The organism is Lacisediminihabitans sp. FW035 (assembly GCF_054880895.1).
This window is the reverse complement of the sequence record NZ_CM142187.1, coordinates 187,110-201,025: the sequence shown is the minus strand read 5'-3', so window position 1 is coordinate 201,025 and position 13,916 is coordinate 187,110. Positions and strand designations below refer to the sequence as shown.

13 protein-coding genes are annotated in these 13,916 nt (G+C 66.6%); 6 read left to right on the top strand and 7 right to left on the bottom strand.

Annotated elements, in window-relative coordinates; genetic code table 11:
* Positions 1-5: 5 nt before the first annotated feature.
* The 7 genes from ACVXZ4_RS00950 to ACVXZ4_RS00920 are packed head-to-tail and all read right to left on the bottom strand — an operon-like array spanning position 6 to position 6,986.
* Positions 6-1,388 (bottom strand): FAD-dependent oxidoreductase, encoded by a 1,383-nt coding sequence (locus tag ACVXZ4_RS00950; protein WP_461796388.1) that lies wholly within the window; start codon positions 1,386-1,388, stop codon positions 6-8.
* Positions 1,385-2,353, bottom strand: coding sequence for a phosphotriesterase family protein (locus ACVXZ4_RS00945; RefSeq protein WP_461796387.1), 969 nt, complete (start codon positions 2,351-2,353; stop codon positions 1,385-1,387). Before ACVXZ4_RS00945 ends, ACVXZ4_RS00950 begins: the two co-directional genes overlap by 4 nt.
* Entirely contained in the window at positions 2,350-3,045 is a 696-nt protein-coding gene (locus ACVXZ4_RS00940; protein ID WP_461796386.1) for an SDR family NAD(P)-dependent oxidoreductase, read from the bottom strand. Before ACVXZ4_RS00940 ends, ACVXZ4_RS00945 begins: the two co-directional genes overlap by 4 nt.
* Positions 3,042-3,818: a sugar isomerase domain-containing protein gene (locus ACVXZ4_RS00935; protein WP_461796385.1), complete on the bottom strand. Its 777-nt coding sequence runs from the start codon at positions 3,816-3,818 to the stop codon at positions 3,042-3,044. The genes ACVXZ4_RS00940 and ACVXZ4_RS00935 overlap by 4 nt, the downstream gene beginning before the upstream one ends.
* Positions 3,815-4,786 (bottom strand): ROK family protein, encoded by a 972-nt coding sequence (locus tag ACVXZ4_RS00930; RefSeq protein WP_461796384.1) that lies wholly within the window; start codon positions 4,784-4,786, stop codon positions 3,815-3,817. Before ACVXZ4_RS00930 ends, ACVXZ4_RS00935 begins: the two co-directional genes overlap by 4 nt.
* Positions 4,783-5,877: a Gfo/Idh/MocA family protein gene (locus ACVXZ4_RS00925; RefSeq protein ID WP_461796383.1), complete on the bottom strand. Its 1,095-nt coding sequence runs from the start codon at positions 5,875-5,877 to the stop codon at positions 4,783-4,785. Before ACVXZ4_RS00925 ends, ACVXZ4_RS00930 begins: the two co-directional genes overlap by 4 nt.
* Positions 5,874-6,986, bottom strand: a complete 1,113-nt coding sequence (locus ACVXZ4_RS00920; RefSeq protein ID WP_461796382.1) for a Gfo/Idh/MocA family protein — start codon at positions 6,984-6,986, stop codon at positions 5,874-5,876. The genes ACVXZ4_RS00925 and ACVXZ4_RS00920 overlap by 4 nt, the downstream gene beginning before the upstream one ends.
* Before the next feature lie 110 nt (positions 6,987-7,096).
* On the opposite strand from ACVXZ4_RS00920, the gene ACVXZ4_RS00915 reads away from it, so the two are divergent.
* The 6 genes from ACVXZ4_RS00915 to ACVXZ4_RS00890 all read left to right on the top strand — a co-directional run bounded on the left by ACVXZ4_RS00915 (position 7,097) and on the right by ACVXZ4_RS00890 (position 13,868).
* The gene (locus tag ACVXZ4_RS00915) at positions 7,097-8,086 is read left to right on the top strand and encodes a sugar-binding transcriptional regulator (RefSeq protein ID WP_461796381.1); all 990 of its coding nucleotides are present in this window, start codon (positions 7,097-7,099) and stop codon (positions 8,084-8,086) included.
* 4 nt (positions 8,087-8,090) lie between these two features.
* Positions 8,091-8,756: a bifunctional 4-hydroxy-2-oxoglutarate aldolase/2-dehydro-3-deoxy-phosphogluconate aldolase gene (locus ACVXZ4_RS00910; RefSeq protein ID WP_461796380.1), complete on the top strand. Its 666-nt coding sequence runs from the start codon at positions 8,091-8,093 to the stop codon at positions 8,754-8,756.
* Between the two features lie 417 nt (positions 8,757-9,173).
* Positions 9,174-10,451 (top strand): ABC transporter substrate-binding protein, encoded by a 1,278-nt coding sequence (locus tag ACVXZ4_RS00905; protein WP_461796379.1) that lies wholly within the window; start codon positions 9,174-9,176, stop codon positions 10,449-10,451.
* A 122-nt stretch (positions 10,452-10,573) separates the two neighbouring features.
* The gene (locus ACVXZ4_RS00900; protein WP_461796378.1) at positions 10,574-11,533 is read left to right on the top strand and encodes a carbohydrate ABC transporter permease; all 960 of its coding nucleotides are present in this window, start codon (positions 10,574-10,576) and stop codon (positions 11,531-11,533) included.
* Positions 11,530-12,390: a carbohydrate ABC transporter permease gene (locus ACVXZ4_RS00895; RefSeq protein ID WP_461796377.1), complete on the top strand. Its 861-nt coding sequence runs from the start codon at positions 11,530-11,532 to the stop codon at positions 12,388-12,390. The genes ACVXZ4_RS00900 and ACVXZ4_RS00895 overlap by 4 nt, the downstream gene beginning before the upstream one ends.
* 29 nt (positions 12,391-12,419) lie before the next feature.
* Positions 12,420-13,868 carry a GH1 family beta-glucosidase gene (locus ACVXZ4_RS00890; RefSeq protein ID WP_461798032.1) on the top strand — a complete coding sequence of 483 codons (1,449 nt, stop codon included), beginning with the start codon at positions 12,420-12,422 and terminating at the stop codon, positions 13,866-13,868.
* Positions 13,869-13,916 lie beyond the last annotated feature (48 nt).

The window sequence follows — 13,916 nt, the reverse complement described above, 5'->3', positions numbered from 1 at the left end:
ACGTGCTAGGGCGCGCTCCTTTCGACTAGGGAGTCCGAGGCCGCGAGAGCCGGGTTCTCCAACACCATGCCGTCGCGCACGAGGCGCTCCTGCAGCGACGGGATGGAGAGCTCGCGTAGGGCTGAATCGACCGGAAGGGCCAGTGCGACAGCGGTGCCGGCGGCCTGGCCCATCGCGAGACACTGGGCGATCGATCGCGCGGAGGCGTGGGCGCCGTGGGTCGCCGACAGGCAGCGACCGGCGACGATCACGTTGGAGAGCCCAACCGGCAGAAGCACCCGATAAGGGATGTCGTAGGTGCGGGAGTCGGGGATGTACTTCCAGACGGTGTCGGTGCCGCCGCTGTGGTCCTCGATCGGTGCGCCGCAGGAGGCGATGGCATCATCGAATCGCTGCGCGGAGAGCACATCATCCTCGGTCAGCTGGTAGTCGCCGCGGATGCGTCGGGACTCCCGTACACCGATGTGCAGGCCGACACCGACGAGCTCCGCCGTCTCATAGCCGGGAATCTCACCCTGGAGGAAGCGCACGTACTCACCGACCTGGCGCCGACCCTCGAGCTCCGCGATCGACAGGGCGACCACGTCGGTAGGGTCAACGTTCTCCACCCGCGTCATGTTGGCGAGCGAGACACCGGCAACGGGCGTGCGATGGATGCTGCCCTCCTGCCGGGGAAGGTCGTAGCGACCGGATGCCGCGGCATCCGCCATCCGCTCGAACAGCTGCTCCTTGGGGAACGACCGCGACTTCTCGTCATCCACGTTGGCGAGTCGGAAAGTGGTCGTGAGCGCCTGCACCTGCTCGCCCGTCTCCGATCCGTCGAAGCCGGCGCCTGCGAGCGCGCACACATCGGCATCGCCGGACGCGTCGATGACGTATCGCGCGGAAACCCGGGAGAGGCCGTTCTTATTTGCGATCAGCAGGCTCGTCACTTCATCGCCCGAGGAGCTGGAGACGACATCGATCACGAGGGAGTGGAAGAGCACCGAGACGCCGGCCGCCGTGACCAGGTCGTCCCACACGCCGAGGAGGATCTCGGGGTTGTAGGTCACCCCGCCGCCGGCGCCGTAGGTGTTCGGGCGGATGAACGCGGCCCCCTTCGCGGTGAGCGCGCCAACGACCTCGTCACCGATGCCGCCCACGACCTTGCGATTCTCACCGGGCGTGTAGAAGCCGTAGAAGGTGTCAAGCACCGCGGTGCCGATGCCGCCGAGACGTGCCGACTTCTCGACGATGAGCACCCGTGCTCCACCGCGACTGGCCGCGATCGCCGCCGAACAGCCGGCCGAACCGCCACCGACCACGACCACGTCCACCTCGGCGAGCGCCGGGATGGATGCCACGGCAGTGCCAAGGGTCCGAGCGAGCGGAAACGGGCTGATAGTCATTTCTGTGCTCCTTCGAGGGAGAGGAACCGGGCGGGTGTGTCGACGAGCAGTGTCGCGACGGCTTCCGTGCCGATGCGCTCCACGAGTCGCGGGAGGAAGGATCGGCCGAGCACGTCCATGCCCGGTCCGCCGCCATACGCACGGAGGGTGTGGCGCCGACCGACGTCGGTTCCGAGGGTGAGATTCGCGCTGAACCCCCGCTCGACCATCTCGGCGCACAGGTCGAGGAGGTGACTCTCCGGACGATACTTGATGCGCCCGACGGTGTCGTAGACCAGGGTTGCGCCGCGGCGGATGAGCTGCTCGTGCAGGTCGGGGTCGGGGTTGCGGTCGAGGTGGGCGAGCAGCACACGGCTCGCAGGGAGGCCCGCAGCCTCTATGACATCGAGCAGCTCGCCGGCCGCCGTTCCTACCTCGGTGTGCACGGCGAGCGGCACACCGGTGGATGCCGCGGCCTCGGCACACACCTCGAGTCGAAGCTGCTCCGTTCGGCTGATGCGTTGGTAAGACGCCCCGCACTTGATGATGCCGGCGCGAAAGCTGCTGGTCTCGCGGAACGGGGAGGCCCAGTCCGAGGCATCCATTCCTTCCTCGACATCGGAGAGGACGGCTGAGAGGAGCTGCTGCCTGGTCGCCCTGAAGATCCAGTGGTCGCCGCGGTAGTGCGCATCCCGGTGGTACCCGCTGGCCGCGACGATGTGCACGCCGGTGTCATTCGAGACGCTCGCCAGGCCGACAGGGTTTCGTCCGAGGCCGATTGTGGTGAGATCGACGATCGCGTCGATGCCAGATTCTTTGACCGTACGGAGCTCGACGATGGCCTTGTCGACGTCCTGGAACTCCTCTCCCGCGAGCAGGGGCGAGGCGAGGAAGATGTGCTCGTGCGCATCGGTGCGCCCGAGTTCGGCGACGTCGATGTCGCCGAGTACGGTGCGCACTGTGCCCGTGCCGGGTACGACGGTCATCGCAACGTCCACCCTCCGTCGGCAGGGAGCTCGGCGCCGGTGAGGTCGCTCGAATCGTCGGAGAGCACCCAGCAGATGACCTTCGCAACCGATTCGGCGGACTGGGCACCGTGGCTCAATCGCTGGATCTCGGCGAGTCGCGGGCCGACATCGGGCGAGTCGATCGCCCTTCGCGCCATCGGGGTGTCGACGACACCCGGCGAGACGAGGTTGACGCGCACGCCGCTCGGCGCTCCGACGTATGCGGAGGAGCGCACCAGGGGAAGGAGCGCACCCTTCGCACTGGCGTAGGCCACAGTGAGGAAGTCGTCGTCGAGAGTACGGGCAAGCCCGGAGCCGACGACAGCGATCGAGCCTCCGCCGCTCTCCGCTACCGCCGGAACCGCCGCCCGCAGCAGTCGGAACACCGATTCGAGGTTCACCCGGTGCACCTCGGCCCAGGCCTCATCGGTACAGCTCGTGATCGGGCCGTCGCCGAGACGGCGGCCGCTCATGCCGACGGCATGTACGACCCCGGTGAGGTCGCCGAGTGCACTCTTCGCGAAGGCGATCGCCCGTTCCGCGCCTCCGACTTCGGTGATGTCGAAGGTGTCGCGATCTACGCCGACGCACGGGATGCCCCGCCTCGAGAGTTCGCTGAGCACCGCAGATCCGATTCCGCCGCTCGCACCGGCGACCAACACGCCCGTCATGAGCGGGACTTCCGAACGCGCAGGACGGCAGCGGAGCGTTCCGCCTGGTCGAGATAGGCATCCTCGAACAGGGCCTGGGAGCGATCGACACCAATCACGGCTCCGCTGGTGAGCACCGATGGGAGCTGTCCGCGCGCCAGCAGCAGGCGGGCCGTCTCGACTTTCATCGCGTTGACGATCGCCGCGCCGGCGAGCGTCGTGCCCGGGCCGATGGGAGTCTCGAGTCCGTCGAGCGTGATGAGGGAGTCTCCGACCGGCGTGCACAGGTCGATGACCACATCCACGACATCCGCGAGCTTCTTCCCCGAGCTGTGGCGGGGGGCGCTCGCCCCATACTCGGCGAGGGAGGTGACACCGACGACGGGCAGCCCGGCCTCGCGGGCGATCATCGCGAGTTCGATCGCGACCGCGTTCTGTCCGCTCGCGCTGAAGAGGATCATGCTCTGCGGCGGAGCGAGTTCGAAGTTGGCGAGGATCGCCGCGGCGAGGCCCTCCACCTTCTCGAGGAACATCGCCTGGCGCTGGCCGTTGTTGCCGACGACCTGGGTGTGGAAGGTCGTCGAGAGCTCGACGAGCGGATAGAAACCCGGAAACGATCCGTAGCGGGGGAAGAGCTCCTCCACGGCGATGCGGGAGTGCCCGGTGCCCGAGGCGAACATGACCGATCCGGCGCCGATCGAATCGGCCGCGATTGCCGCGGCCTCGGCGATGTTCCCGGTCTGGGTCTGTTCGACGACGTCGAGTACCTCGTGGGCTCTCTTCATCCAGTTCATGCCTGGTGCTCCAACTCTGTGCGTGCGGGTGTTGTGTTCGACGGCGTCATGCTGCTGTGCGAGTGGTCTCGACGGGCGAGGGCTGCGCCGAGGGCTCCTGCTCGGGAGCCGAGCAACCCGACCCGCACCTCGACGGTTCCGAGGAGCCCGAACCGTTCGACAAGGCGCTCCCGGGTGCGATCGAGGTAGCCGGGGAGTTCCGTCGCCACTGCGCCGCCGACCACAACGAGGTGGGAGCCGGTGACGGCACACAGGCTCGAGACGCCGACTGCGAAGGCGTCGTAGGCCTCCTCGAGCACGCTGGCGGCGATCGGATCAGACAGCGCCGCGAAGGCGAGGGAGATGAGAGCGTCCGGCCCGGCGTCGACCGTCACGCCTCGCCGTTTCGCGCGGGCGAGCACCGAGGTGCCGCCGGCATAGGCCTCGACACATCCACGCCCGCCACAGGCACAGGTCTCGCCCCCGGCGACCGCCGTCGAGTGCCCGATCTCCCCGAAGCTGTCCCGGCGAGACGAGACGACCTGACCATTCACCGCCACGGCTCCGCCGATGCCCGTGCCGATGGTCGCGAAGACAGCGTCGGAGGCGCCGACGGCAGCGCCGAGTTCGAGTTCGGCCCTGGCGAAGGCGCGAGCGTCGTTGAGGAGGGTCGGCTCATAGCCGGTGTGCTCGGCGATGTACGAGCGCACGGAAAACCCGAGCCACTCGCCTGCGACATTGGGCAGAAGCGTGATCGAGTCGCGCTCCTCGGAGAGATGCCCGGGAACGGCGATCCCGACCCCGGCGAGACCCGACTCGCCGGCACTGTAATCATTCACGATGCGGATGATCGCCTCGGTGACTGCGATGTGACCCGTCGTCGGGGTCGCCGTTCGTCCTGATCCGAGGCTCGCTCCATCGTCGCCGAGCAGCTCCCACTTGATGAAGGTGCCACCCAGGTCGATTCCTAGCCAGTCCGGAGCTGTCATACGTCTGCCGTGTCGACGGTGCTCGGATCGACTGTCGTGCCGGTGCGGGCGGACTGGATCGCGGCGTAGCAGAGCTGCAGGCTCGGGAGCACCGTCATGGCGGCGTTCAGGGGCGCGCGGCCCTCCTCGCGAGCCTTCAAAAGCTCTGCCATCGTGCCGTGCATGCCGTTCTTGAACCACTCGCCCTCGAGCTCCACCGTCGAGGTGCCGGCCTCGGTGGTCACCGAAATAGACGAGCCGCCGAGCCAGGGCCCGGTGTGGCTGATGACACCCTTCGTGCCCTCGACCCGGAAGCCGGCCTCCTCGTCGAAGTGGCTGCTGCCGCGGAATCGGATCGATGCCTGCGCATCATCGAAGTCGACGATGACCTGGGTGTTCGTCGGAACGGGGATGACCGCGCCGGGAACCTTTTTGACCCGCGCGGTGACCTCGGTCGCCTCCTTGCCCTCGAAGATCTGTGCGATCATGTCGAACCAGTGGATGCCGAAGTCGAGCAGGATCAGGTCCTGCATGTTCGAGAAGATCTCGTTGCCGCTGACCACTTCATCGTGCGGCCAGTACTCCCAGAAGTCCGCCGAGGTGACCTCGCCGATCACGCCGGAGCGCACGGCTGAGAGCAGGTAGCCGAAATGCGGGGCCCAGCGGCCGTTCTGGTTCGCCGCGAGCAGGCGCCCGCGGTCGCTGGCGTAGTCGATGAGCTCTTGGCCGGCCGCGATGGACCGCACGAACGGCTTCTGGCTCAGCACATCCTTGCCGGCGTCGAGCGCGTCGCGAACCAGCGGCGGGCGCACGTGCACGTGGGTGGCGATGTCGACGACCTCGACGTCGGTGCGGGCGAGCACCTCATGGTGGTCGGTGTAGACGTCAGCGTCGGGGAAGAATTCGTCCCGGCGCTCGATTGCCCGCTCCTCGACGATGTCGCACAGGGCGACAACGTTGTAGCCGGCCTCCCGGTAGGCGGCGAGGTGGAAGGCGCTGATCCCGCCGCATCCGATGATCGCGATCGGGGTGGAGAGCGACCTGGGGTCGGTCGGAAGGTAAGTGACGTCGGCAGGGGCCGGCACAGTCGAGGGGGAGATTGTCATACTCATTTCTGGAGTGTCGCGTTCGCGAGGGTGGAGCCGAGCAGGTCGGTGGTCGTGCCGGTGGCGACGGCCTTGATCGCGGTGTCGACGATTTGCTGGCCCTTGCGGGAGAGCTCTTTGCTCGACGGACCGGATGGCACGAGGCCGTTATCGAGGCAATGGATCACGTGGGCGAGCGCCCCGGTCTGATCGATGCGCGGAACATCGACCGGTATGCCGACGGCGGCCGGGTTGGCCACCGTCTGCACGAAGACCTCGGGGGCGAAGTCGCGGCTGGAGATCGTGCCGCCGGTGCCGACGACGACGAATCCACAGGCGGGGGCGTTGTGGGCATCCCAGGGGTTGGAGAACGTTCCCCACTTGGTCTGGAAGGTGGAGAGGCCCTTCGGATACGCCGCCGCGACCACCGACTGTTCGTCGACCGCGAGGCCTTCCGAGCCCCAGGTGAGGGCGGTGAGGCGCTCGGGCAGTTCCCCGTCGCGGAACCAAGTGCCGATGGTGGCGCCGTAGCCGAGGTAGTCGAGCAGCGAGCCGCCGCCGAACTCCGGCGAGTACCACCACGAGGCCGCCTTGGTCGCGATGTCGGGGTCGACGCGCTCTTTCTTGTCGTGAACGTGGGTGAGCGGCCCGCGGTTGCCGTCGTAGTAGTGCACCTCGGTCACCTCCCCGATGGTGCCCTCGGCAATGAGCCGCTGGGTGGTGAGGTGGGCCGGGTACCAGGCGAGCGGCCAGTTGACGGCGAGGATCGTCTCCGCCAGATCCGAGGCGGCGATCATGCGGTCGGCGTCGTCGAGCGACAGCGCGAATGGCTTCTCGAGGATGACGTGCACACCGAAGGCGGCGAGCCTCTCCACGAGTTCGGTGTGATCTCCCGTCGTCGAACAGACGATCGCGATATCCGGGGTCGTCTCGGCGACGAGTGCGTCCAGATCGGTGTATCGGATGTCCTTTGCGACCCCGAGGTCGTCAGACACCGCGTCGCGTCGATTCACATCGGTGTCCCAGACGCCGACGAGCGCTGCCCCGGGGTGACCCTCGATGAACCTGAGCTGGTCACCCGCGTGCATGTGGGCGAACCCGATCACAGCCACTCGATAAGAGGCGTTGCTGGCCATGAGACTCCTTTGTCTAACGTGTCGGTGCTGTCGATCCTGAAACTGGTACTTGCATATTCGCTCATATGAGCGCTACAGTTACGCTCACTTGATAGATGGAGTATTGCATAATGCTTTTCCCAGAGTCAACCCCGGGAGCCCCGAGCGACTTCGACGAGGAACTCGCCGCCACCGTGAGTCGGATGTTCTGGATCGAGGACCGCTCGAAGATTGAGATCGCCGAGGAATTCTCCCTGTCTCGGTTCAAAGTCGCGCGCATCCTCGACGACGCCCGGCGCTATGGAATCGCGCGCATCGAGATCACCGAACCCAAGGAACGCCTCGGCAGGATGGCCGATCAGCTGAGGGATGCGTTCGGCCTGGAAGACGTGCGGCTCTCAGCGAGGCCAGTCACGGCCTCCGGCGGACTGTCCGAACTCGGCGCGGTCGCGGCGGCCTATCTCGACTCGAAGATCACCCCCGGTTCGAGCCTGGGGCTCGGTTGGGGCGCCACCCTCGGTGAGGTTGTGAGCCACCTCGCACCCGGCGGTCCGGCGGATGTCGTGCAGCTCGCCGGAGGGTTCGCGAGCTCCGCCGGGAACTTCAACGGCAACCAGCTGGTCGTGTCGGCGAGCACGATCCTCGGGGGGAATCCCTACCTGCTGCACGCTCCCGCCCTCGTCTCGAGCCCCGAGGCACGAGCTCTGCTCCGCGCCGACGAGACGATCGCGCGCACTGCAGACCGGTACCGCGACCTCGACATCATGGTCACCGGCATCGGCTCGCTCAGCGCCTCCCCCACCTCGGCCCTCTACCGCGGAGACGTGCTCAGCAAGAAGGTCCACGAAGAGCTGCGACACTGGCGGGTGATCGGGGATACCTGCTGCCACTTCATCGACGAGACCGGGCATGTGATCCGCGCTCTCGAAGGCCGAGTGACGGGCATCTCGGTGAGCGACATGCAGCAGATCCCCCTGAGGGTCGCCGTTGCCGGCGGCGCCGACAAGCGCGAGCCCATCCGTGCCGCACTGCAGAGCGGACTCCCGAATGTGCTCATCACCGACCTCGATACCGCTCGCGCACTCCTCGCCACCAAACAAGCGACGCACAAAGGACGGTAAGCCCGTGAACAACGCTCCCGCCGTGACCCTCGAACGACTCGAGCGAGCGCGCCTGGTGCCCGTCGTCGTTATCGACGACGCTCGCCAAGCGCTCGCAGTGGCGCGAGCCCTTGCCGACGGGGGCATTCGTTGTGCGGAGATCACCTTGCGCACCAGTGCCGGAATCCCCGCGATCGCCGCGATCGCACAGCTCGACGACTTCACCGTGGGTGCCGGAACCGTGCTGACGCTGGCCGATGTCGACGCCTGCGCCGATGCGGGCGCGGAGTTCATCGTGAGCCCCGGCCTGGATCCGGCGGTGGTGGAACGATCGCAGGCGCTGCCCATCCTCGCATTGCCGGGCATCGCCACCGCCTCCGAGCTGCAGGGTGCACAACGGCTCGGGCTTCGGGCGGTGAAGTTCTTCCCGGCCGACCGCCTCGGTGGTCTCGGCACCATCGCGGCACTCGCCGCGCCGTTCCCCGGAATGCGCTTCATGCCCAGCGGCGGAGTGGGCGTCGACAACCTGGTGGAGTACCTCTCGCACCCGTCGATCTTCGCTGCAGGGGGCAGCTGGATGGTGCCCCGCGCGATTATCGCCGCCGGCGACTTCGCCGCTATCACTCGGCTCGCCGCCCACGCCACGTCGCTCATCGAGAGCATCCCGGCGACTCTTCGCCAGCCCGTCTGACACCGCGGCCCATGGTCGGGCGGCCACCGCCTTCCCGGACCCGATCCATTCCCTCAACCCTGCGAGGTCCCGTCCCGTTCACGGATCAGGAGGGGCGCGGCTCTGTCGGCGAGTCGCTCCGCAACACGCCGCGGATTACTCGTGACTCCTGATCCGTGAACAGGGTCACCACAGGGCGACGACGCGTGGAAACAAGATCCTTGCGCGGCGTTCCGTGGTAGCCGAGCACCGAGTTCGCCTTCAATGCAAAAGCGCTGTGACCGGCAATTCCGTCGCGGGGTCAATTCTGTAGTTGACAGCATAGGTCGGTCGTGAATAGGGTTAGCGCGATCGCGTGGGAGCGCTCCCACGAAATAATTTGGGAGCGCTCCCACGCGCCCTTCGCATAACCCTTCCCACGCACACAAAGGAGTGACCGTGAAACTCTCACGACGCACGACCGCCGTTGCCGCCATCGCTGGCGCAGCAGCATTCGCCCTGATCGCCACCGGATGCTCGGCCAACGGCAGCTCGACCGCCGATGCCAGCAAGCCGATCACACTGACCCTCGCCACCTTCAACAACTTCGGCTACGACGACGCGCTCCTGGCCGAATACCACAAGCTCCACCCCAACATCACGGTCGTGCAGAACAAGGCGGCGACCTCGGATGCGGCCCAGACCAACCTCTTCACCAAACTCGCCGCCGGCTCCGGCCTCGGCGATGTCGAGGCCGTCGACGGCGACTGGATGCCGAAGGTGCGCAAGTACGCCAGCAAGTTCGTCGACCTCGCCTCCGCCGACAACAAGGACCGCTACTCCAGCTGGAAGACCGCCGGAGGCGTCGCCGACGGAAAGCAGATCGGGCTCGGCACGGATATCGGCCCGGAGGCCATCTGCTACCGTTCGGACCTCTTCGCCAAGGCCGGCCTTCCGACCGATCCCGACGCTGTCGCCAAGCTCCTCACCGGCGGGTGGGACACCTATTACTCGGTCGGAAAGACATTCGCCGACGCCAAGACCGGCGCCGCGTGGTTCGACTCGGCCGGAGCGACCTTCCAGGGTCTCGCCAACCAGTACAAGAACTTCTTCGAGAAGAGCGACGGCACGGTCATCGCCGCGACCAATCCCGACGTCAAGGCGGCGTTCGAGTCGGTGCTGAAGGCGAGCTCCACCGAGTCGTCACACCTCACCCAGTGGAGCGCCGACTGGACGGCCGGCCAGGCCAATGGCGCTTACGCGACGATGCTCTGCCCGGCGTGGATGCTCGGAGTGATCCAGGGCAACACCCCGAAGCTGACCGACTGGAAGATCGCCAACGTGTTCCCGAATGGGGGAGGCAACTGGGGCGGCTCGTACCTGCTCGTTCCGACCCAGGGCAAGCACACCGCAGAGGCCAAGGCCCTCGCCGACTGGATCACCGCTCCCGCCCAGCAGATCAAGGCGTTCAAGGTGGCCGGTACCTTCCCGAGCCAGGTCGCGGCCTACACCGATCCGACCCTCACGGGAGCGACGAACGCCTTCTTCAACAACGCGGAGATCGGCAAGATCTACATTGATCGCGCCAACGCGGTGAAGGTCACCCCGTTCAAGGGCGCCCAGTACGGATCCATCATGACCGCCGTGCAGAACGGTCTCACGCGAGTCGAAACCGGCACCCAGTCCGTCGATGACTCCTGGAACCAGGTCGTCACCGACATCAAGGCCCTCGGCTGAGCAGTCGAGCACCATCCGGGTCGCCCGCGTGATCGGGCGACCCGGCCCTCGTACGCCGCAGAACCTGTGAACGCCCCGCCCCACCGAACACCAGCGCAACTCGCGCCGCTAGGACTCGCACCATGACAACCTCGACGCTCCGGGCGGCGCAACGCACCCCCCGCAGGATCGCCTTCAGCCAGACACTCGGCCGCTGGGACATCCGCTTCTCGCCCTATCTCTACATCTCCCCGTTCTTCCTGCTTTTCGCCGTCGTGGGGCTGTTCCCCTTGCTCTACACGGGTTGGGTGTCCCTGCACGCCTGGGACCTCATCGGTGGCCAAGGCGCGTTCGTCGGAGGCGACAACTTCCTCTGGGTGCTGCAGCAGCAGAAATTCTGGATCGCGCTTCGAAACACCTTCAGCATCTTCCTGCTCTCGTCGGTGCCCCAGATCATCATCGCCCTCGCCATCGCGGCGGTGCTCGACACCAACCTGCGGGGCAAGACGTTCTGGCGCATGGGGGTGCTGCTGCCCTACATCGTGATGCCGGTGGCGGTCTCCCTCATCTTCAGCAACATGTACGGAGACAAATACGGCCTCGTCAACACGTTGCTCGCACACGTCGGGATCCCGGGCATCCAGTGGCATTCCAACCCGATCGCGAGCCAGTTCGCGATCGCGACCATGGTCAACTTCCGCTGGACCGGCTACAACGCGCTCATCCTGCTTGCCGGCATGCAGGCCATCCCGCGCGACTACTACGAGGCGGCCACCATCGATGGAGCCGGCGCGGTGCGACGGTTCTTCTCGATCACGATCCCCCAATTGCGGCCGACGCTCATCTTCGTGATCATCACCGCCACGATCGGCGGCCTGCAGATCTTCGACGAGCCGCGGCTCTTCGACCAGTACGGCACCGGCGGCGCCAACAGCCAGTGGCTCACCCTCACCATCTACCTCTACAACCTCGGCTGGGGGCAGCTTAACTTCGGCCGCGCCGCTGCTGTGGCCTGGCTGCTGTTCCTGGTGATCGTGCTGATCGGACTCCTCAATCTCGGCATCACCCGCCGGATCGCCAGCAACGAAGGACGCAGATCATGACCGTCACCCCACTCCGCCGTCGCGGTCGCCCCGGCATCGGTCGGCCGAGCCCGATCGTGTACGCGTTCCTCACTGTGGTGATCGTCGCCTCGGTGTTCCCGCTCTACTGGTCGTTCCTCATCGGCAGCGGCGACTCCTCCACCATCAACGACCCGACCATGTCGTGGTGGCCCGGCGGCAATTTCCTCGCCAACGCGGCATCCGTCATCGGTAACGAGAGCGTCAACTTCTGGAAGTCCCTCGGCAACAGTGTGATCGTCTCGACCGTCGTCTCGGCATCCGTCGTCTTCTTCTCGACTCTCGCCGGCTATTCCTTCGCGAAGCTGCGCTTCCGGGCGAAGAAGGGCCTGCTGGTCTTCGTGATCGCCACGACCGCCGTTCCGACGCAACTCGGAGTCGTGCCCCTCTTCATCGCGATGTCGGCCTTCGGGTGGACCGGCACACTCGGCGCGGTGATCGTGCCGGCACTCGTGAGCGCCTTCGGGGTGTTCTGGATGACCCAGTACATCGCACAGGCCCTTCCCGACGAGCTGGTGGAGGCGGGGCGGATCGACGGCGCCACCATGTTCCAGACGTTCTGGTACATCGGGCTGCCGTCGGCGCGGCCGGCCGCAGCGATGCTCGCCTTGTTCACGTTCATCACCACCTGGACCAACTTCTTCTGGCCTTTCATCGTGCTGAATGCGAGCAATCCCACACTGCCGGTCTCGCTCGCGACGCTGCAAGCCAACTACTTCATCGACTACTCGATCGTTTTGGCCGGCGTGCTCCTTGCCACGCTCCCGCTCATCGCGCTGTTCGTGGTCGCCGGAAGGCAGCTGGTCGCGGGCATAATGCAGGGAGCCGTAAAAGGATGATGAGCGTTCAGACCACAAGCACCGAAGGGATGGCCCGCGTGACCATCGACACCGCAGCACTGGCCACCACCACCCGGGTCGCCCGCGCGTTCCCCCAGAACTTCCTGTTCGGGGCCGCGACCGCCGCCTACCAGATCGAGGGTGCAGCCCACGAAGACGGACGCACCGATTCGATCTGGGACGTGTTCTGCCGCGTTCCCGGGGCCGTCGTGCGCGGTGACAACGGCGAGGTCGCCTGCGACCACTACCACCGGTACGCCGACGACGTGGCGATGATGGCCGACCTCGGTTTGCAGACCTACCGTTTCTCCACCTCGTGGTCGCGCGTGCGTCCGGACGGCGGGCACGTCAACAAGCAGGGGCTCGCGTTCTATTCGAAGCTCGTCGACCAGCTGCTTGAGAAGAACATCAAGCCGTGGCTCACCCTCTACCACTGGGACCTGCCGCAGGCACTCGAAGAGAAGGGCGGATGGGCCAACCGGGACACCGCCTATCGGTTCGCCGAATACGCCGCAACGGTGCACGACGTGCTTGGAGACAGAGTGGAGGCGTGGACCACGCTCAACGAACCGTGGTGTGCCTCCTTCCTCAGCTACATCGGCGGCGAGCACGCGCCCGGTCGCCAGGACGTGCCGGCCGGACTCGCCGCCGCACACCACCTGCTGCTCGGTCACGGCCTCGTCGTGCAAGAGCTGCGAAAGCGCGACCCCGCGCTGCAGCTCGGCCTCACCCTCAACCTCACCGTTGCGGATCCGGTCGATCCGTCCGATGCCGGCGACCTCGATGCGGCCCGTCGCATCGACGGCCAGTTCAACAGGTTCTTCCTCGATCCGATCTTCCGGGGCGAGTACCCGCCGGATGTGCTGCAGGATGTCGCGGGCAACGGCTTCGAGACCGTGGTGCAGGGCGGCGACCTGGCGATCATCTCGACGCCGATCGATGCGCTCGGGGTCAACTACTACCACGGCGACTTCGTGAGCGCACGGCCCGGAGCGGAGGAGACATCCACGGCCGCGCCATCCGAGCGCCCGAAGCGGTCGCCGTTCCCGGCCGCCGACGGCGTCTACTGGCACTCGCGCGGACTGCCGCTGACGGCGATGGAGTGGGAGGTGCAGCCCGAAGGCCTCACCCGCCTGCTGCACCGCGTGCACGACGAGTACAGCGGGCCGGCCGGAGTGGCCATCGCGGTGACGGAGAACGGCGCGGCCTACGACGACGTGGTCGACGAAGACGGGGCTGTGCACGATGTAGAGCGCAGGAACTTCCTCTCCGTTCACCTGGATGCGATCCTCGATGCGATCGACGGCGGAGTGCCGGTGACGGGCTACTTCTACTGGTCGCTGCTGGACAACTTCGAGTGGGCCTGGGGCTACGACAAGAGGTTCGGAATCGTCAGGGTGGACTACGAGACGCAGGCGCGCACCCCGAAGGCCAGCGCGATCGAATACAGCCGCATCATCGGCGAACGCGCGCTGTAGGAGCACTCGGATGCCCGGCAGCACTGGCCCTGCCGCACCTACTGGCTA

What these genes read in the sequence shown, in the direction of transcription:
- ACVXZ4_RS00950 (WP_461796388.1), bottom strand. Translation starts at nt 1,388, where the DNA reads ATGACTATCAGCCCGTTTCCGCTCGCTCGGACCCTTGGCACTGCCGTG.
- ACVXZ4_RS00945 (WP_461796387.1), bottom strand. Translation starts at nt 2,353, where the DNA reads ATGACCGTCGTACCCGGCACGGGCACAGTGCGCACCGTACTCGGCGAC.
- ACVXZ4_RS00940 (WP_461796386.1), bottom strand. Translation starts at nt 3,045, where the DNA reads ATGACGGGCGTGTTGGTCGCCGGTGCGAGCGGCGGAATCGGATCTGCG.
- ACVXZ4_RS00935 (WP_461796385.1), bottom strand. Translation starts at nt 3,818, where the DNA reads ATGAACTGGATGAAGAGAGCCCACGAGGTACTCGACGTCGTCGAACAG.
- ACVXZ4_RS00930 (WP_461796384.1), bottom strand. Translation starts at nt 4,786, where the DNA reads ATGACAGCTCCGGACTGGCTAGGAATCGACCTGGGTGGCACCTTCATC.
- ACVXZ4_RS00925 (WP_461796383.1), bottom strand. Translation starts at nt 5,877, where the DNA reads ATGAGTATGACAATCTCCCCCTCGACTGTGCCGGCCCCTGCCGACGTC.
- ACVXZ4_RS00920 (WP_461796382.1), bottom strand. Translation starts at nt 6,986, where the DNA reads ATGGCCAGCAACGCCTCTTATCGAGTGGCTGTGATCGGGTTCGCCCAC.
- ACVXZ4_RS00915 (WP_461796381.1), top strand. Translation starts at nt 7,097, where the DNA reads ATGCTTTTCCCAGAGTCAACCCCGGGAGCCCCGAGCGACTTCGACGAG.
- ACVXZ4_RS00900 (WP_461796378.1), top strand. Translation starts at nt 10,574, where the DNA reads ATGACAACCTCGACGCTCCGGGCGGCGCAACGCACCCCCCGCAGGATC.
- ACVXZ4_RS00895 (WP_461796377.1), top strand. Translation starts at nt 11,530, where the DNA reads ATGACCGTCACCCCACTCCGCCGTCGCGGTCGCCCCGGCATCGGTCGG.
- ACVXZ4_RS00890 (WP_461798032.1), top strand. Translation starts at nt 12,420, where the DNA reads ATGGCCCGCGTGACCATCGACACCGCAGCACTGGCCACCACCACCCGG.